27 protein-coding genes and 1 tRNA gene are annotated in these 21,556 nt (G+C 46.5%); 7 read left to right on the top strand and 21 right to left on the bottom strand.

What is annotated here, in order from left to right; all coding sequences use genetic code 11:
- Positions 1-4: 4 nt before the first annotated feature.
- Positions 5-2,761: an AAA family ATPase gene (locus tag ACMUEV_RS08510; RefSeq protein ID WP_190647613.1), complete on the bottom strand. Its 2,757-nt coding sequence runs from the start codon at positions 2,759-2,761 to the stop codon at positions 5-7.
- A 210-nt stretch (positions 2,762-2,971) separates the two neighbouring features.
- On the opposite strand from ACMUEV_RS08510, the gene ACMUEV_RS08505 reads away from it, so the two are divergent.
- Entirely contained in the window at positions 2,972-3,565 is a 594-nt protein-coding gene (locus ACMUEV_RS08505; protein WP_190647611.1) for a PIN domain-containing protein, read from the top strand.
- Between the two features lie 27 nt (positions 3,566-3,592).
- On the opposite strand, the gene ACMUEV_RS08500 is transcribed toward ACMUEV_RS08505, so the two are convergent.
- The 3 genes from ACMUEV_RS08500 to ACMUEV_RS08490 all read right to left on the bottom strand — a co-directional run bounded on the left by ACMUEV_RS08500 (position 3,593) and on the right by ACMUEV_RS08490 (position 5,046).
- Positions 3,593-3,985 (bottom strand): toxin-antitoxin system TumE family protein, encoded by a 393-nt coding sequence (locus ACMUEV_RS08500; protein WP_190647609.1) that lies wholly within the window; start codon positions 3,983-3,985, stop codon positions 3,593-3,595.
- Positions 3,986-3,987: 2 nt separating this feature from the next.
- On the bottom strand, positions 3,988-4,260 hold the full coding sequence (locus ACMUEV_RS08495) for a hypothetical protein (protein ID WP_017289516.1): 273 nt from the start codon (positions 4,258-4,260) through the stop codon (positions 3,988-3,990).
- A 165-nt stretch (positions 4,261-4,425) separates the two neighbouring features.
- A complete protein-coding gene (locus ACMUEV_RS08490) occupies positions 4,426-5,046 on the bottom strand; it encodes a Uma2 family endonuclease (protein ID WP_190647607.1) in 621 nt (206 codons plus the stop codon).
- Between the two features lie 251 nt (positions 5,047-5,297).
- Here ACMUEV_RS08490 and ACMUEV_RS08485 point away from each other — a divergent pair, with 251 nt between their 5' ends.
- Positions 5,298-5,612, top strand: a complete 315-nt coding sequence (locus tag ACMUEV_RS08485; protein ID WP_190647605.1) for a hypothetical protein — start codon at positions 5,298-5,300, stop codon at positions 5,610-5,612.
- A gap of 67 nt (positions 5,613-5,679) precedes the next feature.
- Here the strand turns inward: ACMUEV_RS08485 and ACMUEV_RS08480 are convergent, their stop codons facing one another.
- Entirely contained in the window at positions 5,680-6,411 is a 732-nt protein-coding gene (locus ACMUEV_RS08480; RefSeq protein WP_190647603.1) for an IS1 family transposase, read from the bottom strand.
- A 211-nt stretch (positions 6,412-6,622) separates the two neighbouring features.
- Here ACMUEV_RS08480 and ACMUEV_RS08475 point away from each other — a divergent pair, with 211 nt between their 5' ends.
- Positions 6,623-7,813, top strand: coding sequence for a hypothetical protein (locus tag ACMUEV_RS08475; protein ID WP_190647601.1), 1,191 nt, complete (start codon positions 6,623-6,625; stop codon positions 7,811-7,813).
- A gap of 141 nt (positions 7,814-7,954) precedes the next feature.
- Here ACMUEV_RS08475 and prfA read toward each other — a convergent pair whose 3' ends face one another.
- The 11 genes from prfA to infA form a co-directional block, all read right to left on the bottom strand.
- On the bottom strand, positions 7,955-9,070 hold the full coding sequence (prfA, locus tag ACMUEV_RS08470; protein ID WP_190647599.1) for a peptide chain release factor 1: 1,116 nt from the start codon (positions 9,068-9,070) through the stop codon (positions 7,955-7,957).
- Between the two features lie 92 nt (positions 9,071-9,162).
- Positions 9,163-9,381 carry a 50S ribosomal protein L31 gene (gene rpmE, locus ACMUEV_RS08465; protein ID WP_190647597.1) on the bottom strand — a complete coding sequence of 73 codons (219 nt, stop codon included), beginning with the start codon at positions 9,379-9,381 and terminating at the stop codon, positions 9,163-9,165.
- Between the two features lie 39 nt (positions 9,382-9,420).
- Positions 9,421-9,828 carry a 30S ribosomal protein S9 gene (gene rpsI / locus ACMUEV_RS08460; protein WP_017289522.1) on the bottom strand — a complete coding sequence of 136 codons (408 nt, stop codon included), beginning with the start codon at positions 9,826-9,828 and terminating at the stop codon, positions 9,421-9,423.
- A gap of 3 nt (positions 9,829-9,831) precedes the next feature.
- Positions 9,832-10,287, bottom strand: a complete 456-nt coding sequence (gene rplM, locus ACMUEV_RS08455; RefSeq protein WP_017289523.1) for a 50S ribosomal protein L13 — start codon at positions 10,285-10,287, stop codon at positions 9,832-9,834.
- 14 nt (positions 10,288-10,301) lie between these two features.
- Positions 10,302-11,144, bottom strand: coding sequence for a tRNA pseudouridine(38-40) synthase TruA (gene truA, locus ACMUEV_RS08450; protein ID WP_190647595.1), 843 nt, complete (start codon positions 11,142-11,144; stop codon positions 10,302-10,304).
- Between the two features lies 1 nt (position 11,145).
- The gene (gene rplQ / locus ACMUEV_RS08445; RefSeq protein WP_017289525.1) at positions 11,146-11,496 is read right to left on the bottom strand and encodes a 50S ribosomal protein L17; all 351 of its coding nucleotides are present in this window, start codon (positions 11,494-11,496) and stop codon (positions 11,146-11,148) included.
- A gap of 8 nt (positions 11,497-11,504) precedes the next feature.
- Positions 11,505-12,443, bottom strand: coding sequence for a DNA-directed RNA polymerase subunit alpha (locus ACMUEV_RS08440; protein WP_017289526.1), 939 nt, complete (start codon positions 12,441-12,443; stop codon positions 11,505-11,507).
- 88 nt (positions 12,444-12,531) lie between these two features.
- Positions 12,532-12,927, bottom strand: coding sequence for a 30S ribosomal protein S11 (gene rpsK / locus ACMUEV_RS08435; RefSeq protein ID WP_190647593.1), 396 nt, complete (start codon positions 12,925-12,927; stop codon positions 12,532-12,534).
- Positions 12,928-13,005: 78 nt separating this feature from the next.
- Complete coding sequence (gene rpsM, locus ACMUEV_RS08430) at positions 13,006-13,389, bottom strand: 30S ribosomal protein S13 (protein ID WP_017289528.1); 384 nt, start codon at positions 13,387-13,389, stop codon at positions 13,006-13,008.
- Between the two features lie 96 nt (positions 13,390-13,485).
- Entirely contained in the window at positions 13,486-13,599 is a 114-nt protein-coding gene (rpmJ, locus tag ACMUEV_RS08425) for a 50S ribosomal protein L36 (protein WP_071596180.1), read from the bottom strand.
- A gap of 82 nt (positions 13,600-13,681) precedes the next feature.
- Positions 13,682-13,912, bottom strand: a complete 231-nt coding sequence (gene infA / locus ACMUEV_RS08420) for a translation initiation factor IF-1 (RefSeq protein ID WP_026148794.1) — start codon at positions 13,910-13,912, stop codon at positions 13,682-13,684.
- A gap of 159 nt (positions 13,913-14,071) precedes the next feature.
- Here infA and ACMUEV_RS08415 point away from each other — a divergent pair.
- Positions 14,072-14,145: transfer RNA gene (locus tag ACMUEV_RS08415), tRNA-Pro, on the top strand.
- 90 nt (positions 14,146-14,235) lie between these two features.
- Here the strand turns inward: ACMUEV_RS08415 and ACMUEV_RS08410 are convergent.
- Complete coding sequence (locus tag ACMUEV_RS08410) at positions 14,236-15,546, bottom strand: cytosine deaminase (protein WP_190647591.1); 1,311 nt, start codon at positions 15,544-15,546, stop codon at positions 14,236-14,238.
- A 102-nt stretch (positions 15,547-15,648) separates the two neighbouring features.
- On the opposite strand from ACMUEV_RS08410, the gene ACMUEV_RS08405 reads away from it, so the two are divergent.
- A complete protein-coding gene (locus tag ACMUEV_RS08405; RefSeq protein ID WP_017289531.1) occupies positions 15,649-16,272 on the top strand; it encodes a precorrin-8X methylmutase in 624 nt (207 codons plus the stop codon).
- Here the strand turns inward: ACMUEV_RS08405 and ACMUEV_RS08400 are convergent.
- Positions 16,269-17,057 (bottom strand): hypothetical protein, encoded by a 789-nt coding sequence (locus ACMUEV_RS08400; protein WP_017289532.1) that lies wholly within the window; start codon positions 17,055-17,057, stop codon positions 16,269-16,271. The two genes, ACMUEV_RS08405 and ACMUEV_RS08400, sit on opposite strands and share 4 nt — an antisense overlap.
- A gap of 619 nt (positions 17,058-17,676) precedes the next feature.
- Positions 17,677-18,189, bottom strand: coding sequence for a hypothetical protein (locus tag ACMUEV_RS08395; RefSeq protein WP_190647589.1), 513 nt, complete (start codon positions 18,187-18,189; stop codon positions 17,677-17,679).
- 283 nt (positions 18,190-18,472) lie between these two features.
- On the opposite strand from ACMUEV_RS08395, the gene tnpA reads away from it, so the two are divergent.
- Positions 18,473-18,907, top strand: a complete 435-nt coding sequence (tnpA, locus tag ACMUEV_RS08390; protein WP_415354698.1) for an IS200/IS605 family transposase — start codon at positions 18,473-18,475, stop codon at positions 18,905-18,907.
- A 78-nt stretch (positions 18,908-18,985) separates the two neighbouring features.
- Here tnpA and ACMUEV_RS08385 read toward each other — a convergent pair whose 3' ends face one another.
- Positions 18,986-19,273, bottom strand: a complete 288-nt coding sequence (locus ACMUEV_RS08385) for a Mo-dependent nitrogenase C-terminal domain-containing protein (RefSeq protein ID WP_017289553.1) — start codon at positions 19,271-19,273, stop codon at positions 18,986-18,988.
- Positions 19,274-19,607: 334 nt separating this feature from the next.
- Between ACMUEV_RS08385 and ACMUEV_RS08380 the strand changes: the two genes are divergently transcribed.
- The gene (locus ACMUEV_RS08380; RefSeq protein WP_190650594.1) at positions 19,608-21,215 is read left to right on the top strand and encodes an NAD(P)/FAD-dependent oxidoreductase; all 1,608 of its coding nucleotides are present in this window, start codon (positions 19,608-19,610) and stop codon (positions 21,213-21,215) included.
- Here ACMUEV_RS08380 and ACMUEV_RS08375 read toward each other — a convergent pair.
- Positions 21,172-21,522, bottom strand: a complete 351-nt coding sequence (locus tag ACMUEV_RS08375) for an HNH endonuclease (protein ID WP_190650592.1) — start codon at positions 21,520-21,522, stop codon at positions 21,172-21,174. The two genes, ACMUEV_RS08380 and ACMUEV_RS08375, sit on opposite strands and share 44 nt — an antisense overlap.
- Between the last annotated feature and the right edge of the window lie 34 nt (positions 21,523-21,556).

Here is a 21,556-nt window from a genome sequence, read left to right as displayed (position 1 = left end):
CTGGTTAGGCTTCGCGCTCAACGAGGATGACATTTTCGGTGACTTTCTCGAATGTATCGTCGTGGCTAATCACAAAAAGCTGTCGGAAGGATTTGATATTCGCGATCGCTTCTGCTAGGCTCTCTCTCCTTGGGCGATCCATATTAGTTGTCGGCTCATCGAAGAATGCGATATCGATGTCTGCTAGTACTTTGAGTAGAGCTAAACGAACTGCTAAAGCAGCACACATCTGCTCACCCCCTGAGAGATTGATAAATCTCCGAGAATGTGCGCCTTCTTGAACCATAATTTCGTAGTCGCGTGTCCATTCGAGAGCGACATTGGGACGATTGAGCAATTCACGGAATAAGCGATCGGCTTCATGGGAAATGCTTTGAACATAGCGCTCTGTAATCCGTGGAGCCGCTTCTTTGTAGAATTTTCGAGCGGCTTTGATGAAGCGTTCGGTTTTTTGCTTTTGTTTGAGTTGAGCCTGAGTTTCTGTACGTTTTTGCTGAATGGTTTTGAGTTTAGAAAGTCGGGTTTCACATTCTTCTAAACGCTGAGATTCTATTGGTAATCGAGTACTCAGCGAAATCCGTTGATTGTTTGCTTCTTCATATCCGGTTTTGATTGCTTTAACTTGCTCAGGATCATAAGTTTCAGCCAGTTGAGCTTTCTGATTTGTGAATTCTGCTTGCTTTTCTTCTAGCTGTTTGAGTTGCGCGATCGCGTCTTCGTGCTGTACTTTACGCCCTTTGAAGCTATTTGCCGATTGCTGATGTTCGAGATAGATTTGATAGTCTTCTTTGTACTGATCGCGTCGAAGCTGCTGTTCTCGAATTTGATCAGCTAGGTTCTCAAAGGCTTGTAGAGAATCGTCGATCGTACTAATTTCGTCTTCTACTCGCTTCAAATCAGCCTGAGCTTGAAGCAGTTCGGAATCAAGCTGAGTCAGCGTTTTGAGTTCCTTTTGTAAAATACTGCTTCGTCCGCGAGGATTTTCTAATGTTTGAAGCTGTCCCGCGAGATGAGCAAGCTGTTCTCTGAGTTCTGGCTCTGCTGCTAATTGAGATTGATGTTCGGTGATCAGCGATCGCAGTTCTGCAATTTCACTATCGAGCTTTTCTTCTTCGTCAAACTTTGCCTCAAGCTTACGATATTGTGATTCCTGTTCTCGAATTGTTTTGAGTTGAGTTTGAACTTCACCTAAGCGTTGCTTTAAGCGATCGGCAAGTAGTTGCTCAGATAGATCATCTAAAATGCCTTGCAGGTCACGCATTAAATGATTGTTGAGTTTTGAGCTATTTGCGATCGTAGCGAGAACACTTTCAATTCGAGGCTGCCAGGATGGGGCTGCCTGCTGTAGCTCTTGTAAGGTTAAAGTTGCTGTCTGAATATGATTCGCTTGAATTCCTTCGCGATGTTGAGCCTGCGCCAGAATTTGACGCAGATCAGAATCAAATTGAGTCGCAGCTTCGATCCGGCTCAGTTGTTGCTGATAGCGGCTTTGTTGTTCTTCAAGTTGAGGAATTTGTTTGACGATCGCACCTAAGCCTTCTAGTCGCTCAATCTCTTCTCCTAACTGCTTTTGGCGCTGCTGAAGTTGTGCGAGTCGTTTCTCATCGCGTTGAATGGTTTGCTTCCAGCTTTGACAGGATTGCAGCTTTTCATTGAGTTGGCTTTGCTCTTGCTCAAGCTGAGATTGTTGCTCAATTAAAGGTTCGAGTTGTTTGAGTTCAGTTTCAATCTGAGATCGCCGCTCTCCCTTCTGCGCTAGAACAGCAAGCTTCGTCTGATAGGCTCCCAAAGACTCAGCTAGCTTTTGCCGTTCTTTGAGTAGCTTTTCTTGCTGCGATCGACTTCGATCAAATTCTTGTAATGCTTGATCAGCTTGTGTGTAAGCTTGATAGCTATCCCGCCGCTCTGTGCAGAGAGCCACAGATTTCTCAGCACGGTCTAGTTCTGTTTTTAAGCGATCGACATTCAACTGCTCGGCTCGAATCTGCCCCGAAACCGTTTCGAGCTGTAAAGTAACTTGCTGAACTTGCGATTCAATTTCGCTCCATTTAGCTTGCTCATCTTTTAACTCTTCATGGCGCTGCTGCCAGTGGTTCAAATCCGTCTGAATCTGCAAAATGGTTTGCGTCAGTCCCTGTTGAGTCGCGGTAAGTTCATCCCATTCTTGCAAGGATTCGTCATACTGCTGAATATCGCGCTCTAAGCTTTCAGACTGTGCTTTTGCGAACTTCTCTAAGTCGCCTAACTCTTTGAATACTTTCTTGTATTCTTCGACTTTGAGAATCGGATCAAAGACTTTTTTGCGCTCCTCAGCAGTGCCAAGAAAGTCGATTGTAAATGTCCCTTGCGGAACCCCGATCGTATTGCGAAACAATTGCCCTAAATTTGTTCCAGCTGGCACTCCTAGATGTTCTCTTAACCAAGGTAAAACGTCTTCTTTCTTGGTGTAATCCAGCCGTTCATCTAGTTCTGGATCGTAAATCGTATAGCTCGATCGAGTACAGCGCGTGACAGTATAAGTTCGCTGATCCCGACTGGAAACAAAATTGACTGCAACTTGGGCACTATTCGAGCCATTGCGGATCAAATCATCTTTGGTATACGCACCCGAATAGTCGAATAGCACCCAAGCGATCGCTTCGAGAATGCTGGTTTTGCCCGCACCATTTTCGCCACAAATTGCATTCGTTCCCGGTTGAAACGAGAACGAGCGATCGCTGTGAAACTTGAAGTTTTTGAGGCTAACCGAGAGAATTTCCATAGTTTTGATTCTACGGCAGATCAGATGTTCTGATCTAAAAATGGCAATGGAATAGATTCTAACGTCGATCGCGAAATTGTCGATCGCACAAATCCAAACGGCTTGCAACTTGAGCGTGATATGCGATCGCGATTCGCTCTGATAATTTTGACGAATTCAGGGGAGAAATAAGACAAAGCTTATTTTTTAACTATTTTAAGCATTGAGACAATGGGCACATCAGTTTTGCTAGTTGATTATGAGAACGTCCAGACCCTTGATCTATCCATCATTCAGGAACAGGAGCTTCAGATCAAAATTTTTGTCGGACAGTCTCAAAGCAAACTGCCCCTAGAACTTGTTCAAGCAGCGCAGCCATTTGGTAATGCGATCGAGTGGATCAAAATCGAAGGCAAGGGCAACAATTCTCTAGATTTTCATATCGCTTTTTATCTGGGGCAATTAAGCCAAGTGAATCCTAAGCTTTCGTTTACAGTACTTTCTAAAGACAAAGGTTACGATCCGCTAATTCGATATCTCTGCAATCGCAAAATTTCCTGTCGAAGAATTGAATGTGTCAAAGCCCTATCTCAGCAGAATAACGGTTCTTCTCGGCAGGAAAAAATAATGATGCAAGTCATTGCAAAGCTCTCAAAAATTGAAGATAAGTGTCGTCCTCGAAGCCGCAATGCTCTGTCTCAACACGTTCAATCAATCATGCGTCCTCATAAAGTTAATCAACAAGAGCTTGATTCAGTGATCAATGATCTGTTTCTACAAGGTAAAGTCGCTGAAGTAAACAATCGGATTACGTATAACTTTTAGTATCAGATAGATTCTTCCCGATGAAATCTACTCATCTCGGCTGAACTCATTCTCTACATGCTCAATCAATTCTAGGATGCTACGAGATTGTCCTGGCTCAACGTTAGATTCCGAACCAATGTGAACATGATGCGGAAAATTAGGCAAATCTGGAAAATGTTTGACACTATCCCAACGCTTTCTAAGAGTTTGTTTTGTGCTATCCATCCACTGATAGCGATAGTCTAACGTTGTGACTTGATCACTCTGAGCCGTGAAGGATTCTGCAATCTCCAGAAAATCTTCGTTACTCAGCGTTAATCTTGCACGAAAGTAACCTCGATCGAATAACACGCGCTCATCCACAATTTCGATCGACGAAATGATTGAACTTGCATTCAGCTTTGCTTTAATACTCGCAATGTACTGATGTAAGTCCATCTTTAAGAAGCTTGCAATTGCGCTGAGCGATACATTTCGTAGTAAGTATTCCACTCAAAAAAGTCGATCGAGTCCCCAAGTTCACCAGCCTGAAACTTTTGATAGAACCGCTCTGAAGACATCTGATAGGTTTCCTCAAACCTCTTCAATCGTTCACCAATTTCTTTTACTTCTTTTGCAATTGGAGATTGAATGGATTCCTCTAGAAGTTGTCTCTCTTCAGCAGACAGAGAGAGGATGATCTGTGCCAGTGATTCGACTAATTTCTGATTCATGCTGTCTCTCCTGGGCATCCTGAAAAAACATTTTATGCCGATACATTACCCTGAATCTTGTTGAAATCTGTCAAAGCAATGCGATTGATGATGCTTAGAATTTCGATTTCAACGAGGCGATCGCGATCGTCAAAATTCAAACTCACTTCCTGATACAGTCAAATACTAAGCTCCAGCCTGAACAAGCTGTTCAACTGTGAGAGTTAATTCTGAAAAAGTGGGTGACTCGATTCTCTCACTTCCCCGAAACTGTTTGACTTGATACTCGCCATCAATCAATTGATAAACCGAAACCGTTGGCATTTTCGGAGATCCGATAAAGCGTTTTCCGCCTAAGCCCAGATAATCTACAATCCAGTACTCAGCAATTCCAAGGCTCTCATATTCTTCCAGTTTCCTGGCATAATCATCAGCCCAGTTTGTGCTGACAACTTCAACGATCAGACGAACAGAGCTTCCCTGTGTAATGACAGATTCTTTATCCCATCGAGGATCATCTGCGATCGCATTCTCATCTAAAACAATCACATCAGGTTTATAACCCGATCGCTCATCAGCGGAACGAACGACGCATTCTGTTGGAATAAAATGTGGCAACTGTAACCGCATAATCTCTAAAAAAAGATTGCCAGAGAGAAAACCTGCCACTTTTGAATGCTTGCCCGTTGGATTTGGTATCTCAACAATCTCACCATCATGCAACTCATATCGAGTGGTTGAGTTTTCCGGATACCACTCGATGAAATCATCAAATGTAAAGTCGGTTGCTATCGTTACGGAAACCATAGTTACCTCAGAAATTAATGCGATCGTACAGCACTGTTTCTATTTCTCATTGTGTGAGCGCGCTATTTTGGAGTCAAATTCTCGACAATTTCAGCGATGTTCCTTGCAAAACCTCAGTTATCCCAAGTTTATCCCTCTGCTGAATTTCTAGCCTATATGCAGAGAGTGAACCTCGTCCGCTCGTTATCCGAAAAGTCGTGAAGGTTGAGCCTGAATTTATTGTGCGATCGCCACTCCGCCTGTCTTAGATTATGGGAACTTACCGCTACACTCGCATTGGGTCAGAGATTCCCGCAATTCCGATCGTTCCTCTAGAACTCATCAAGCCTGGAAGATTCGAGCAACCTTCAATCGTTGGTCAAGCGATTCTCGACACAGGTTCGGACTGTACTTTGATTCCGATTCCCTGGCTAATGCAGATACAGGCTCAAATCGCTGACCGTCCAATCCGAATTCCGGTTGGCGGAGTGGTAAGTCTGGCAATTCCTTATGAGGTTGGATTGCGCTTTGACCAGTATCGCCATCTTGTTTTTCGGGGAGCTACTGTTAAGTGCGAAAGCATTTAACAGAAATCCAGATTTAAATAAATCTGGGTAGTGCCTTTTAGGAAATGCTGTAGAAAATAGGCTGATTTCATGCAAACATGTGTCGGCATTGCTCATTGTAGTAGTGGATGAAGTTCCAGATGGCAGCAATATGATTGTTGACATCCTTCGAGAACGATAAAGTTTTCCGCACTAACCGAGACACTCGTTGTCTTAAAGTGTTGTTGAAGCGCTCAATATAGCTCGTCAATCCACTTGCTTTTTCCACGGCATGATGTCGGTTGCTTGGCAGGGCAACGGGGTAAGATGTCCAAAAATCGGTATAGCACACAGCGCACTGACGATAGACCGGAGGCAACGAGTCCCATAAAGCTTTCGCGGATTCTCCAGAACGGTCACCGATATAGCATCCAACGATTTCACGGGTTTCGGCATCCAACGCCAACCAGATCCAGAATTCATGGTCTTTGTCCTCGACAAATGACCACAGTTCATCCATTTGCACGGTCAATCGCTTTTGCGGCTTGGGTTGCACTTGCACCTGGCGAGAAACGGTTGCATAGTAAGCATTAACAAACTGCTGGAGCCAGCTTTCACTCACTCGCGAGCTTCGAGCAATCCCAACCAGTGGGATCTTCTCTCGCAGCATTCGCTCAATAGTTGATTTCGTGTCATCGCTAATTCGTCTCCACTTGGGATTTTCCACAAACTGCCGTCCACAGTCCCGACATTTATGGTTCTGGTTACCGTGCCGAGTCGTTCCGTTTTTATTGATGTCGTGTGAACCGCAGTTCGGACAGGTTAGTAAGGGTTTGATCATCAAGAGTCAGCTCAAGTCAATCTCCTTTTCTATTATCGCTTCCTCTCTTTTCTACGTCCTTCCCTATAAAGCACTACCTAAATCTGAATAGTAATTCTATATTATTGATGTACAATTACTGAAAATCTGGCGTATTAAGGTATATATGCTATCAGGTCTTATACGTAAATTTTCAGACAACCTGGATACCCTTAGAGATTTTGTAGACCTCGTGAGTCCGATTCTTGAGAAGGCTACTCTGAAGGAAATTGAAGAAGATCCCACTGCTTTTATCCCTTTCATGATTGCCATGAATGCGATCAGTCCAGAATTGTTTGGAGAAAACTCACTTTCAACAGAAACGATAGAAAGGCTGCGTTCTAGGTTCGATGGAGAAATCGATCTGAATGTAAAAGATGAAGAGCATGGAAAATCTGTCAAAGTTCAGATTCATGGAGCAGGAGAGAAGGCATTTTACTCTGGTATGGATAGATTCAGGAAAAGAACCTACCAAAAAACTTTACTGTACCAAAACGCGCTGATTTCTTTAGTTAGCGCTGTTGAGTGGTTTTTATCTCAACTGCTGCATGAATACTTTAATCTACATCCAGATGCTGCTGGCATTCGCAACCGCAGTCTAACTCTCAATGAGTTGCAAGCGATAGGAACAGTTGATGAGGCAAGAAATTATTTAATTGACTTGAGAATTGAAGAAGTTTTAAGGGGAAGCTTTAGTGATTGGATTACGTTCTTCAAAGAACACTTAAAACTGTCTATGGACGGCTATCTATTGAAAGAGGAAATTTACTTAATTGAAATTTGCCAGCGCAGAAACCTTTTTGTTCATAATGGTGGAATGGTGAACAAAATTTACTTGAACAAAGTTACAAGAGATTTACATCCAGAAGCTCAGATTGGAAAAGAAGTGGGCATTTCTCAAGAATACTTGGATCAAGCGATAAATCGATTTGAAAAATTCCTATCGTTATTATGTTTTGAGCTTTGGAAAAGCTTACGCCCTACAGATGAAGAGCGTGGTCAAGCTTTAATCGATGTTGCTTACAAAAATTTATGTAGTGAAAGATGGAGTATTGCGGAGAGCATAAGCTTCTTTCTCATAAATGATAAGAGACTTTCAGAATCTAGTCGTTTAACAGGACAGATTAATTACTGGCAATCTCTCAAGTGGCAAGACAACTTTGACAAGGCTCGTAAAGAGATTGAAGCGGCAGATTTTTCTGCTAAGGGCATGATATTCAGACTAGCTAAATTAGTCTTACTTGATGATGAAAAGCAGTGTTTTGAGCTATTACCTATCCTGCTAGATACAGGCGCACTGACTGAAGATGATTTAAGAAGTTGGCCCCTCTTCCGAAACATCCGACAGACAGAGACATTTCAGGCACTATATGGTGAAAAATGATACCAATTTAGCCAATTCAAACGGTATCTATGACAGACATGGCTTCTCGAATGGAGGAAAAGCCTCTAATAGAAGCCATGACTTCGGAAGTTCGCTGATTCATCTTCTATACATAACAGTAGTCAAAATCGATGCTCAAATCTATCTGACAGCAGCTTCATTTCCACTCTCAGCAGCTAACTGCTCTAGGCGCTCTTGTTGATCTTGAGAGATGCAAGTTTCGATAACATCTTCTAGATCACCCTCTAGCACAGGATTCAATGCAAAGTTCTGTCCTAATCGATGGTCAGTTACGCGATTGTCTTTGTAGTTGTACGTGCGAATCTTTTCCGATCGCTCTCCTGTCCCAACCTGCGATCGCCGCATCGAAGTGATCGCATCTTGCTGCTCTCGCAACTTGATCTCATACAGCTTAGCCCGCAGAATTTGCATCGCGCGTTCCCGGTTCTGAAGCTGCGATCGCTCCTCGGTACAAAACACCCGAATTCCCGTCGGCTTGTGAATCAAATCGACCGCAGTTTCAACTTTGTTGACGTTCTGACCACCCGCACCACCGGATCGTGCCGTCTTCATTTCAATGTCTTTCGGGTCGATGTGAATTTCCACATCATCCACTTCCGGCATAATTGCGACGGTTGCAGTTGAAGTATGAACTCGTCCAGAAGCTTCAGTGACCGGAACGCGCTGCACCCGGTGAACACCTGCCTCAAACTTCAATTTGCTATAGACGCGATCGCCTTGAATTTCCATAATGGCTTCTTTGAATCCACCCAAACCTTCAGCCAGGGATTCACTCGCCATTTTGATGCGCCAGCCTTGACGCTCCGCATACCGCGAGTACATTCTCACCAAATCCCCAGCCCAAATGCTGGCTTCATCTCCACCTGTGCCCGCCCGAATTTCCAACATGATGTTCTTGTCATCATTCGGATCACTGGGAAGCAGCAAAATTTTCAATCGATTTTCTAACTCTTGCAGCTTTTCTTGGAGTTCTTCCGCCTCCATCGCCGCCATTTGTTGCAGCTCAATATCGCCGCCTGATTCTTTGACGATCTGACGTGCACCTGCTAAATCTTGCTCAGTCTTGCGCCAAAGCTCATAGGTGTTGACCGTTTCCTCTAACGCCGATCGCGATCTTGCGACCCGCTGAAACTCGCCCGGATCTCGGGCGATATCCGGGTCAGCAAGTTTCCGCGTCAATTCGTTAAAGGTCTGCTCAACGGAATTTAATTTGTCAATCAAATATGCTTCAGCCATAGTAGCCTCGGAAAAAAGTAGAAAAAATTTAGGCGAAAAGACAATCGCGGCAACTCAAAACGCGATCGTCACATCAATCAACCTAAATCTCGCTACTTCTGTTCGTCGCTCATGCCATACTTCCGCAAGAAGCGCTCCACACGACCCTCAGTGTCAATGATCTTCTGAGTTCCCGTGAAGAACGGGTGATTGCCAGACCACACATCCACGTGTAGTTCAGGCTTGGTCGAACCCACGACCGCCACAACTTCACCATTGCAGTAAACCTTTGCTTCGGGATACCACGCTGGATGAATACCTGGTTTTGCCATTGCCTTATCTCCAAATCCGCTTCAAATACAGTGTAACAATTAGCGTTTCGAGTATTGAGGAGCTTTCCGAGCTTTGCGCAAGCCGTACTTTCTCCGCTCTTTCGCTCTCGGATCGCGAGTCAAATAGCCTTCGACTTTCAACGGCTTCCGGTTTTCAGGGTCGAGTTGGCACAGTGCCCGGGCAACACCCATGCGGATCGCATCTGCTTGTCCAGTCAAACCACCGCCATGAGCGTTGACGAGAATATCGTATTCCGCTTCCAAACCCAAGGTTTCCAGGGGAGCTTTTGCACCCGAGATGTACTCTTGGTTGAATTGGAGATAGAGATCTCCAGGCTTGCCGTTGACGACGATGTTGCCTTCGCCGGGAACGAGACGGACACGAGCGATCGCAGATTTGCGACGACCCGTTCCTTGATACATCACTCTTCCTTCAGTTGCTTGCATGGATTACTTTTCTCCCGGAATCGTTTTGATGTCTAAAACTTTGGGTTGCTGTGCAGCATGGGGATGCTCTGCACCTGCATACACTTTCATTTTGGTGAACAGTTGGCGACCCAAGGAATTCTTCGGTAGCATTCCTTTCACCGCTTGCTCAATGATGCGCTCTGGCAAACGAGCTTGCAGCTTTTCAAAAGATTCGGTCTTCATTCCACCCGGACGACCGGAGTGACGACGATACAGCTTTTGGCTGCGTTTCTTACCAGTCACGTCAATTTTGTCAGCGTTGATCACGATAACAAAATCGCCTGTGTCTAAGTGAGGCGTGTAAGTCGGTTTATTTTTGCCGCGAAGTACCATCGCGATTTCAGTCGCTAATCGACCCAAGCGTTGACCCGCTGCATCCACAACGTACCAGTCGCGTTGAATCTCAGCGATAGCAGGAAGGTAGGTTTTGTTTTCCATGACCGTGAGTTTGTTTACAAAGAAGGTTCGAGCGTCATCCGAGATAAATTCAGTTTCGGCTGTGCATCAAACCAGAGTTCTGGGGGAAATGGCATGTCGGGATAGCCCACTCTTAAGAGGCACAGCCCTTGCGGGGGAGCCGCATACCGCACTTCATGACGTCGCTCGTTTTGCCACAACTGAGTGAAGCTCTCAACCGAACGATCACCGCGTCCCACTTCTACCAATAATCCGACGAGCAGTCGCATCATCCCATACAGAAATCCGCTTGCCTGCACTTCAATATAGAGAAATGAATCTTGTCGAATACATTCCGCAAATTGAAGGTCTACCCAGGCATGGGGACGGCTAGAGTTCGCTCTCTGAAAGGCTGCCATATGATGGCGACCAATCATGGGATCTAAAGCCTGCTGCATTTTGGACTCATCCAGCGGAGCGTGGTAGTAGTGCCAAGACAACGATCGCGCAAATAAATTCGGACGTGCCTCGGTGTAGATCGTGTATCGGTAGCGTCTCCAAGAAGCTGAAAACCGGGCGTGCCAGTCGGCTGGAACCTGAGCCGAAGCCCGAATCAGAACATCATCGGGAAGCCGAGCATTGATCACATCTGCCCATCGGTGTGCTGGGATCAGCGTCATCACATCGAAATGTGCCACCTGAGCCGCTGCATGAACGCCTGTATCCGTTCGCCCTGCGGCATGAATCACCACCGGATATCCGACTACAGACGCGATCGCAGTTTCGATCTCTTCTTGAACGCTACGATGATTCGGCTGCCGCTGCCACCCATAAAATCGAGTGCCCAAGTACTGAATCAGGAGGGCAATTCGCTGCAAGGACGGCTGAGCAGGTGCCATCTTAGGTCAATTCGATAATTGCCATTTCAGCGTTGTCACCGCGACGACGTACCGTTCTCAAGATGCGGGTATATCCGCCTTGGCGATCGGCATAACGCTCAGGAGCATTCTCGAACAAAGCATGAACAAGCTGCTTGTCGTAGATGTATCCCATTGCCTGACGACGTGCTGCAAGCGAACCGTCTTTTGCCAAAGTGATCATCTTTTCAGCTTCCGATCGCACTGCTTGAGCGCGAATCTTGGTCGTTTTGATTCGACCGTTGCGGATGAGTTCAGTGGTCAGCGCTCGGAGGAGTGCTTTACGCTGATCCGCAGGTTTTCCCAACAAGGGGACTTTACAACCGTGACGCATAGCTACTCTTAGGATTTAGATTTTTCTTGCGGCAGGGTGATCCCCAACCGTTGTTGTAAGGCTTCGACGACTTCCTCGGCAGACTTGGCTCCAAAATTTTTGATTTCGAGCAGGTCTTCTTGGCTGTAGTCGAGCAAGTCCGCGACCGAGTTGATTTGCGCGCGTTTCAGACAGTTGTATGCCCGAACTGATAGCTGCAATTCTTCGATCGGGATTTGATTTTCGATCCGCTCATCGCTCATGCCATCATCATCCGAAGGCTCGAATGTGATGTCTTTCAGCGGATTAAACAGATCAACGAGGATATTTGCGGCTTGGCTCAGCGCTTCTTGCGGAGTCAAACTGCCATTTGTCCAGATTTCCATGATCAAACGGTCTTTTTCAGCCGTTCCACCTTGGCGAGCATCTTCAACGCTGTATTGCACCTTACGCACCGGCATGAATACAGAGTCAATCTGTAAAAAGTCGAGTGCAGTATCATCGGTGAATTTGCCAGCGCCGCGATAGCCTTTGCCTTTCTCAATTTTGAATTCCATCTCTAACGTTGCGTTAGGAGATAGGGTTGCAATGTACTGAGTCGGGTCAACCAGCTCAACTTCTGAAGGCAGGTCAAAGTTTTCAGCCGTCACGGTGGACTGACCTTGAACTAAGAGCCGACCAATCTGAGGCTGAGACGAGTAAGTTCTAAAGACGAGCTTTTTCATGTTCAGCAAGATGTCCAAAACGTCTTCTCGAACGCCTGGAATCGTTGCGAATTCATGGGTCACGCCTGCAATTCTCACAGCAGTCACGGCAGCGCCTTCTAAGTTCGACAGTAACACCCGCCGCAATGCGTTGCCAACGGTGGTTCCTTGTCCTCGCTCTAGCGGTTCTAATACGAACTTGCTGTACTGACTTTGGTCTTCCTCAGTACTCGTATCAATACATTCAACCTGAAACTGTGCCACGGAGTAGCCCTCCTTCTTCCTTGCTGATGACATCCATACCGTTTTGTGCTGCCCATTATAAGCAGCAATCTGCGCGATCGTCGTTTTATTAAACGCGACGGCGTTTCGGCGGACGGCAACCGTTGTGAGGAATGGGAGTGACATCCCGGATCAGGGTAATTTCTAGCCCTGTTCCTTGAAGTGCACGGATCGCGGTTTCCCGTCCAGCACCCGGTCCACTGACCATCACTTCAAGCTGACGCATTCCTTGGTCGATCGCACGACGAGCGGCTGCTTCGGCAGCGGTTTGTGCCGCAAAGGGAGTTCCCTTCTTTGCACCTTTGAAACCACTCGATCCAGCCGATGCCCAGGAGATAACTTCACCTTGAGTATCGGAGATCGTCACGATCGTGTTGTTGAAGGTCGATTGAATGTGAGCGACTCCGTTCGGAATATTCTTTTTCGCCTTGCGCGGACCCGTTTTCCGCTGCGGTTGTCTTGCCATGTCAAATTCTCAATCAGTTAAGCTGCTACGTTCCTACAAGCCATTGCCCACAAGTAATTTACCTGGAGGCAAATCACGCTATTTCTTACCGGGAGCTTTTTTCTTCCCAGCGACAGTTCGACGACCGCCTCGACGGGTGCGTGCATTGGTTCGAGTGCGTTGACCGCGAACGGGCAAGCCCATCCGATGTCTCCGACCCCGATAGCAACCGATATCCATCAATCGTTTGATTGACATCGATTCAAATCGCCGCAAATCCCCTTCAATCTGATAGCCGCCTTCCACTGCTTCCCGCAGTGCTGCGACATCTGCTTCGCTGAGATCTTTGACGCGAGTGTCAGGATTGACTCCTGTTTTCGCGATGATCTCTTTAGACCGGGTGGGTCCAATTCCGTAAATATATCGAAGACCGATTTCCACTCGCTTGTCACGAGGGAGGTCTACGCCCGCAATCCGCGCCACGTTGAGTTCTCCTGAACGTTATTGATAAACAGTCGAAAAGTCTGCCAGCGAGCTAGAAACTGTCTAACTGCGGCAGACTCGTACACGAGCATCTTGTTAACCCTGGCGTTGTTTGTGCTTCGGGTTTTCACAGATCACCATGACGCGCCCTTTCCGACGAATGACGCGGCATTTTTCGCAAATTCGTTTCACTGACGCACGTACTTTCATGCCCAAGTCTCGGCAACATTACAAACACAATATCCTAACAATTTCTTATAACAATTGTCAAAGTGATCTTTATAGCGCAATCCTAACGCCCTTTATTTTTGAGTCGATAGGTAATTCTGCCTTTGGTCAGGTCGTACGGAGTGAGTTCGACTTTGACGCGATCGCCGGGAAGAATTTTGATGTAGTTGCGGCGGATTTTGCCCGAAATATGTGCGAGTACGTTGAATCCATTGTCGAGGTCTACGCGAAACATTGCGTTCGGTAGTGAATCGACGACAGTCCCTTCCATTTCAATCAAGTCTTGTTTAGACAAGCGGTGCTTTCCTCCAAAAGATAGTCGGGGTCAAATTTTACCCTATTTGAGTGTAGATCATTTAATTAATTTTCGGCATTTCTGCGGTTAGATCGGGAAATTTTTTAAGGAATTGGCTCGACTTTAACAAAGTTTTGCTTTATAGTAAGAAACGCATCGCGGGATGTAGCGCAGCTTGGTAGCGCACCTCGTTCGGGACGAGGGGGTCGTAGGTTCAAATCCTATCATCCCGATTTAAAAGAGATAGGCAAGAGTTCTAATCTGACGGATTCTGCTGTTGACTCGCGAGTTAGAGAATTTAGTCTTGCTTTGGTTGCGGCTTCTTACGGTTTAGCCAAATCGTCTAATTCTGCATAGCTAGGCAAGGTGGTGTCGATCGCTTTTCCATTCCGCAAAACAATGCGATCGTGCTGCGATCGCGATAACAGTTCTCCATAATTTCGAGCTTTGAATAGCACCAAATCTGCGGGGAGTCCAACCCCAATCCGCCCGACATTCGGCAATCCCATTAAATCCGCCGGGGTAGAGGTAATGGCATTTGCCCAATCCCCAAAGGGACGATCGAGTTGAGCAATCTTTACCGATTGGCTGAACACTTCTAATGCATCATGATCGCCATAGGCATGGAAGGGATCCCGGCAATTGTCTGATGCGATCGCCACTGGAACCTTTGCTTGTTTCAATTCGTGCAGAAGCGTCACACCGCGCCAGCGGGGAGTTCGATTAGGGGTGCGGTCTTGCAAGTATAGATTGCACATGGGCAGGCTCACGACACCGATTCCAGCTTTTTTGACTAAAGCGATCGTGGTTTCTGCTTCTGCTGCATCTTGGACTGCCAGACTACAACAATGTCCACAGACTGTTTTATTGCGGTATCGATGTCGAATCGCGGTTTCAGCAATTCGTCGCAAAGTATTCGAGTCGGGATCATTATTTTCATCTGTATGAAAATCTAGATTGAGTTTGCGATCTTTCGCCATTGAAAAAACGCGATTGATCTGTTGATCAATGTCAGGATTAATAAATGAAACGCCACCTAAAATTCCATCTGACTCTGCAACTAGATCAGCTAATTTCTCTCCTTCAGGTGTTAGAAAATAATCCAAAGAGACAAGACAAACCGCCTGTAAAATAATTCGATCCGCCCATTGATCTCTCAATGCTCGAAATATCTCAAAGCTCATCTCACCGAGCTTTCCGGCTGAATCTAAATGCGTCCGAATCGCTTTTGTTCCATGAGCATAACTACATTTCAGACCAAACTCCATTCGACGATAAATATCATCTGGATTCCAATTTTTCTGAGCATCTACTCTAACTGTATTCAGCGCACTTTCAAATGTTCCATCCGGATTTGGAGTGCGATTCCAGATGTGACCTTTATCTAAATGCGTATGTAAATCTGCAAAACACGCCCAGATCATTCCCCCCTGTAAATCGATCGACGGATAGACATAATTCTGATAAGTTCCTGCTGCTAGAATCGCGCTGATCACACCTTCAACAATTTCTAGATCAACATGCAGCAAATGATCTGTGGGTGGCTTACGGGTTGCCCATTTATTCCCATTCACCACCAGGGAAGCGGGCACATGAGCATTTCTGATCCAGTAGTGATGCGCATCAAAAATCATAAGTTTGGGGAATTTCGCTATAGATGATTCTGCCATGCAAATTATCGAAATCCGAGTACACTGAAAAAGCTCGAAAGTTAATGTATTAAAAGCGACATACTTATGGAGTGGCATCCCACAGACGCGCAGAGTTTAGCCCTGATCGATCGAGAAGTTGGCGATCACATGCTTTCTCCTGCTGAATACGAAATTGTCCGACGGGTTATCTATGCAACGGCTGATTTCGACTACAAATCCCTGATTCACTTCTCTGATCTTGCCTTGCAGTCTGGTGCGGCTGCCCTTGCTGCGCGCACGACCATTATTGTTGATGTGCCAATGGTGCAAGTTGGCATTAATACGAATATCCAAAATACGTTCGCTAATCCCATCTACTGCAGTATGGAAGCGATCACCCGTCCCCAAAAAGAGAAAACCCGCGCTGCTTGGGGGATCGAAACGCTTGCTAGACGTTACCCAGAAGGTATTTTTGTCGTTGGGCAATCTCAGACGGCTCTGATTACACTGGCTGCGTTAATTCAGAAAGAAGAAATCAAACCTACCCTTGTGATTGCCACGCCTTCTGGGTTTCTCGATATTGAAGCCGCGAAAGCCAGATTGAGTAATGCCTTAGTTCCAAACATTTGTACCCAAGGAAGAAAAGGCAATGCAGTGGTTGCAGCCGCGATCGTCAACAGTCTAGTAGATCTGGCATGGCAAGCTTACGGGGGGGATAATGCAGTTTAATCCCAATCGGACGATCGCCGCTTGGATTTAGGAATGCGTTTTCTAGGACGAGGCTCGTCATATTCTTCGTCCCAACGCCGCTCATTCCGTTTCGATCGCGGCGGTTCACGGTAATCATCTTCAGGCTCGATCGTATTAATTTGCCGACTGACCGCCTCAAATTCGTCCCGTCGTAGATAAGGATAATCGCTCACCCAAACTCCGACTCGGCTCACGAAAATATCACTCACTTTAGCAATCCGCCCTAAATCAGGACGATCCGAAAGTGCCAACATTTCAGCCGTATCTCCAATTCGGATTGCCTGATGTTCTCGTTTTAGGGGGACCTGAATCCGAGTCTCAAACCCTGTTTCATCTCCTACGACGACATTGATTCGCCGTTCCCGATTCTCAGTGACAACTAATTCTCCTCGGTTATTCACGCTTTCTTCTGTCCCGACGAGTTCATCGGTCACGAACACATCCAGAACTTCGCCGCGCAAGAACCCTGCATATTTATATCGGCGATAACCTGCATTCCGAACTGCCGCCTGAATAGCAGGACTCCACAACCAATAAACCAGCGCCAGGATAATCAGAAAAAACGTGACTGCCTGCACTACATCCTGCAATTCCCCGGTTGCAAAGAAGGCGCGAATCAGCAAGGCTCCTGCTACCGCAGAAATCGAGATCAGAACCCGTCTCAGAACGTCAGAAAGCTTTCCCCAATAATATTTGTACTGTGCGCCAGTTCCGACTAATGGAATCAGGTCTTCAAACTTTTTGCGACTTAGAGGGACTAGCATAGTGGACACAAAAATCGAAATATTTTCAATTTTATCCGGTCTATCTGGACTTCGCCGACTTAGACTTTGGTTGAATTGATTTTAGGTGAAGTGTGCAGGGAAAATTTACGGAACCGTCTGGATATTCGACTTTAGTCTGAGATAAAAATCGGTACTTTTTGCGAGGGGATTCGACCTGCTTGTCACTGAGAATAGATTCAAATCTGAGGAACGCACTCGGAAAAGCTAAGCAACTAGGGGGCAACTAAGTTTGTTTGGTGTATCCGGTTAAAGGCGTGCCTTACAGGTAGACTGCCTGACTCTGGGGGCTTTTAAGAGTCAGGCAATTTTTTGTTTAAATTCGTGTGATTGTTGTCGAATAACACTTTATTCTGCTAGCAATTTGCTGTTCTTTCAATCTACACATAGAGCAATCCGATTTGAGTTGTGAAATTTGAGAACGCTCCTAAATTCTCCATGCTGAGGGACTGAGAAGTCTCAAAATTCCCAGTTTCAAAGTCTCCAAAATTTGGGGGATTTAGGAAACACAACAGATCGTGCATTTCACGATTAATTTGGGACTGCGGTATAAGGAAATTGTGTTTCGTAATGGAGAAGCGAAGCAGATCGTTGTGCAGGGTTAGGGCTGGAATAGCTGTTTAGGAATTTCTCTTTGATCACTTTGCAATGAACGTGAATATCCTAGTTGCTGAGCTTTTCGTGCAAGCCCTTCTTGTGGGCTAAAAACTTTAGCATTCCAGATATCATGACAGACTGCCCAATATATTCTGTTAGATCCAGAGTTATAGCCGAATACATCGCCACCAGGATTCAGGTAGTGAAGGTAAATTAGCTCGTCATTCGGTGAAGAGGTGAATGCTACAAAAGGTTGGCTGGTTGAGCAATAAACCCATCGTGAGGTTCGTTCAGCCTTAGAGTCGTTACCTGTAAATTGAGTTTCAACTTCAATTCTGTAGAGCTGATTTGCTGCTCCACCCAGCTGATTTTGATGGACTAATGTTCTGCTCAGTAAAGATGATTCCCAGCAAGTACCTTGACGACATCCCGAATCAAGAACTTGTTTAGGTTGTGCGATCGCGGGAAGAGAGACAGTCAAAATGCTCGAAAGCGTGATGAATTTGAGAATGCTCATTATGAGACTGCTGAAAACACTTTAGTAATGGCTTAGACTTTCTGGGTAGATTGGCCAAACCCAATACTAGCGGACATTGTAGCGCAGATATACCCAAGTCTAGCCACCATCCAGAAACTTTCACAAACTGAGAGTACAGTCGATGAAAGTACAGTGAACAGTTCGGTTCATTGTCCCCGCACGCTAGTTGAAACTACCCACTTTCGTGGGAGACTTTAGTTGCTACACACCTCCCGATGGCTGTAAAAGGGAGCCGTGATAGGTTTGAAAGAAAAACACTATCATGAGTGACCAACGCCGAGGTAGCCATACCGTCACCCGTCTAAGCGCCCATCTCGTCTGGGTGACAAAGTATCGATATCCTGTCCTCAAAGGCGAGATCCAGAAGCGGTGTCGAGAATTGATCATCCAGATTTGCGATGCTGAGGACGTGAAGATCCTCAAGGGAGTGGTGAGTAAAGACCATGTGCATATGCACATCGAGTATCCACCCTCAAAATCAATAAGCGATCTCGTGAGGCGGATCAAGGGTCGCACGTCGCGATTGCTACAGCAAGAATATCCAGAGTTGGAGAAACGGTATTGGGGGAAGCACTTTTGGGCGATTGGATACGGAGCATGGAGTACAGGGAACCTAACGGAGGAGTTAGTGCAAGAGTATCTGGAACATCATCGAAATCCATCGAATCAGGACAACGACAATTTCATGCTGGAATGAGTTAACTTGGGCTTTCAGCCCTAAAAGAACCTATGTACTTTCAGTGCATAGTGGTTTAGTGAACGGATGGCAAGAACCCTAGCAGTAAGCTGCAATATCTTCACCACAGACATCTGCTAAGTAACACAGTGCTTTGAATCGTAATCCTACAAGTTGTTCGTAGAACGGGTTCAGTTTGCACATCGGCGGAATGTGAAACAAAACGCGACCGAAGAAGCGGACATCACGTTCAAACGGGCATTGGGCAGGAATGAGGCGACAGAAGAAGTGAGCAGTTTCAGCGGTGTGAATTTCAAGATTGTCGAGTTTTTCAGCGATCGGACGGAGAAGGGAAGCTGCAAGTTTGTGAAGTGTAGGGTACAACATGACTGATCTCCTGAGCTGTGAGGTGTTGGGGATTTGTTCTCTGCTACTGACTTATACGGTTGAACTGGATGGTTTATGCAAGGTGACTTGGAAGACTTTGAGCTTCAGAGATGGTACAACAGAGAGCGCTACTTGAAAATTTTGGCACTCGACGGATATCAAATTGAACATTGTCGATCGACAGCTGCAGATGTTGATGGAAGGAGCAGAGTGTTCTACCTTTTTCTAAGCAGTGCGCGAACAGCTTTGCTGTGCCAAAGGCAATGTTCTCAAAATGGAGTGAGTTGGTATCGCGGAGACGTTATCCTGAACCTTGTAGGTTGGACTCTAGATTATGTTGCGGCTCAGTGAAATAAAGCTCCCGTTAGATCATACCGAAGCGGAAATTGAAAGCGCCATTCTCGACATGCTGCACCTTAGGGCAGAAGAATTGGTTGGGTATTCCATTTTTAAGCGCAGCTATGATGCCCGCAATCGAGGGGAGAAGATTACTGCGGTCTATATTCTGGACGTAGAAATCAAGCAAGAAAAACGAGTACTGCAACGGTTTAAGAAAGATCCGCGGGTGAAAGAGACACCGGATATGAGCTATCGTTCCGTGGCTCACGCGCCGCAAGGATTTACAGAGCGACCGATCGTCATTGGCACAGGGCCTTGTGGGATGTTTACGGGACTGATGCTGGCGCGGATGGGATTTCGCCCGATTCTGCTGGAGCGGGGAAAACAAGTCCGCGATCGCACGGCCGATACGTTTGGCTTTTGGAAAAAGAGAGCTGACTTTAATCCAGAATCGAATGCTCAGTTTGGCGAAGGCGGAGCAGGAACTTTCTCCGATGGCAAACTCTACAGCCAAGTTCGCGATCCGCAACACTATGGGCGGAAAGTGTTGACAGAATTAGTCAATGCGGGCGCTTCACCGGAGATCCTGTATGTAAATCGTCCGCACATTGGGACATTTAAGCTGGTGGGAATCGTTGAGAAGATGAGAGCAACGATCGAATCCTTGGGCGGTGAGATTCGCTTCCAAAGCCGAGTCGAAGAGGTCTTGATTGAAAATCGGAAAGTGCAGGGCGTTCGCTTAGAGAGTGGAGAAATCCTCGAAAGTCGGTATGTGGTGCTCGCGATTGGACACAGCGCTCGCGATACGTTCCAAATGTTGTTCGATCAAGGTGTTTATATTGAGCCGAAACCGTTCTCGATCGGCTTCCGGGTTGAGCATCCGCAGCCCGTGATTGATCGCGCCCGATACGGACAATATGCAGGCGATCGACGATTGGGGGCAGCAGATTATAAGTTAGTGCATCATGCCAAAAATGGGCGATCGGTGTATAGCTTCTGTATGTGTCCCGGTGGATTAGTCGTTGCTGCGACTTCAGAGCCAGGGCATGTTGTCACAAACGGTATGAGCCAGTATTCTCGCAATGAACGTAATGCTAATAGTGGGATTGTCGTTGGCATTTCGCCCGACGATTATCCAGGAAGTCCTTTAGGGGGAATTGCCTTGCAGCGACAGTTAGAAAAGCGGGCGTTTGAGTTAGGGGGCAGAACCTATGAGGCTCCAGGGCAGTTAGTAGGAGACTTTATTGCCGATCGTCCGTCGCGCGAATTTGGCAGTGTGTTGCCGTCCTATGCGCCGGGTGTGCGGTTAGGAGATTTGGGATCGAGCTTACCAGAGTACGCGATCGCGGCAATCCGCGAAGCTCTCCCCGCCTTTGAAAAACAAATCGCAGGGTTTGCGATGCCCGATGCGGTTCTGACGGGTGTAGAAACTCGAACCTCTTCCCCGATTCGGATCAAGCGTGGGGAAGATGGGCAGAGTGTGAATACTCAGGGTTTGTTTCCAGCGGGAGAAGGCGCAGGCTATGCAGGCGGAATTCTTTCAGCAGGAATTGACGGCATTAAGACGGCGGAAGCGGTAGCGTTGCGGATGCTGGCGACTTAAGCGCACAGATCAATACCGTTGCAGCAACCGCGATCGCTCTTTCTTCATTCCACCAGGGAGAGGCTTGCCACCATTGCCAGAGGGGAAGACTGCCTTTACTGAGATTGCAGCGGTTACAGACTGCGACTAAATTCGATATGACATTCCTGCCCCCTTTGGATTCAGCCACGATGTGATCCAAGGTGAGAACTTTGGGAGTACGTCCACAGTAGGCACAGGCTCCATTGAATCGTTGTTTGATTCCAGATTTGAGCTTGTGCTTTTGGGATTTCCGCCCGAGTTCTCGAAAGGGGGGCTTTGAATTCATGCGTTTAATCTCATCCCTATTTTGTTTTTATCTT

The organism is Leptolyngbya sp. FACHB-1624, assembly GCF_047649235.1.
Lineage (GTDB): Bacteria > Cyanobacteriota > Cyanobacteriia > Leptolyngbyales > Leptolyngbyaceae > Leptolyngbya > Leptolyngbya boryana.
This window is presented reverse-complemented; position numbering and strand designations above follow the sequence as displayed.

Bases quoted from the DNA above. Each gene is read 5' to 3' on its own strand.
- ACMUEV_RS08495 (WP_017289516.1), bottom strand. From the start codon at position 4,260: ATGAATCAGAAATTAGTCGAATCACTGGCACAGATCATCCTCTCTCTG.
- ACMUEV_RS08510 (WP_190647613.1), bottom strand. From the start codon at position 2,761: ATGGAAATTCTCTCGGTTAGCCTCAAAAACTTCAAGTTTCACAGCGAT.
- ACMUEV_RS08385 (WP_017289553.1), bottom strand. From the start codon at position 19,273: ATGTTGTACCCTACACTTCACAAACTTGCAGCTTCCCTTCTCCGTCCG.
- ACMUEV_RS08405 (WP_017289531.1), top strand. From the start codon at position 15,649: ATGGAGTGGCATCCCACAGACGCGCAGAGTTTAGCCCTGATCGATCGA.
- truA (WP_190647595.1), bottom strand. From the start codon at position 11,144: ATGGCACCTGCTCAGCCGTCCTTGCAGCGAATTGCCCTCCTGATTCAG.
- rpmJ (WP_071596180.1), bottom strand. From the start codon at position 13,599: ATGAAAGTACGTGCGTCAGTGAAACGAATTTGCGAAAAATGCCGCGTC.
- ACMUEV_RS08400 (WP_017289532.1), bottom strand. From the start codon at position 17,057: ATGCTAGTCCCTCTAAGTCGCAAAAAGTTTGAAGACCTGATTCCATTA.
- rplQ (WP_017289525.1), bottom strand. From the start codon at position 11,496: ATGCGTCACGGTTGTAAAGTCCCCTTGTTGGGAAAACCTGCGGATCAG.
- ACMUEV_RS08410 (WP_190647591.1), bottom strand. From the start codon at position 15,546: ATGATTTTTGATGCGCATCACTACTGGATCAGAAATGCTCATGTGCCC.
- ACMUEV_RS08375 (WP_190650592.1), bottom strand. From the start codon at position 21,522: ATGAATTCAAAGCCCCCCTTTCGAGAACTCGGGCGGAAATCCCAAAAG.
- tnpA (WP_415354698.1), top strand. From the start codon at position 18,473: ATGAGTGACCAACGCCGAGGTAGCCATACCGTCACCCGTCTAAGCGCC.
- rpmE (WP_190647597.1), bottom strand. From the start codon at position 9,381: ATGGCAAAACCAGGTATTCATCCAGCGTGGTATCCCGAAGCAAAGGTT.
- ACMUEV_RS08380 (WP_190650594.1), top strand. From the start codon at position 19,608: ATGTTGCGGCTCAGTGAAATAAAGCTCCCGTTAGATCATACCGAAGCG.
- rplM (WP_017289523.1), bottom strand. From the start codon at position 10,287: ATGGAAAACAAAACCTACCTTCCTGCTATCGCTGAGATTCAACGCGAC.
- rpsI (WP_017289522.1), bottom strand. From the start codon at position 9,828: ATGCAAGCAACTGAAGGAAGAGTGATGTATCAAGGAACGGGTCGTCGC.
- ACMUEV_RS08395 (WP_190647589.1), bottom strand. From the start codon at position 18,189: ATGAGCATTCTCAAATTCATCACGCTTTCGAGCATTTTGACTGTCTCT.
- ACMUEV_RS08485 (WP_190647605.1), top strand. From the start codon at position 5,298: ATGGGAACTTACCGCTACACTCGCATTGGGTCAGAGATTCCCGCAATT.
- ACMUEV_RS08480 (WP_190647603.1), bottom strand. From the start codon at position 6,411: ATGATCAAACCCTTACTAACCTGTCCGAACTGCGGTTCACACGACATC.
- ACMUEV_RS08505 (WP_190647611.1), top strand. From the start codon at position 2,972: ATGGGCACATCAGTTTTGCTAGTTGATTATGAGAACGTCCAGACCCTT.
- ACMUEV_RS08490 (WP_190647607.1), bottom strand. From the start codon at position 5,046: ATGGTTTCCGTAACGATAGCAACCGACTTTACATTTGATGATTTCATC.
- rpsK (WP_190647593.1), bottom strand. From the start codon at position 12,927: ATGGCAAGACAACCGCAGCGGAAAACGGGTCCGCGCAAGGCGAAAAAG.
- prfA (WP_190647599.1), bottom strand. From the start codon at position 9,070: ATGGCTGAAGCATATTTGATTGACAAATTAAATTCCGTTGAGCAGACC.
- ACMUEV_RS08500 (WP_190647609.1), bottom strand. From the start codon at position 3,985: ATGGACTTACATCAGTACATTGCGAGTATTAAAGCAAAGCTGAATGCA.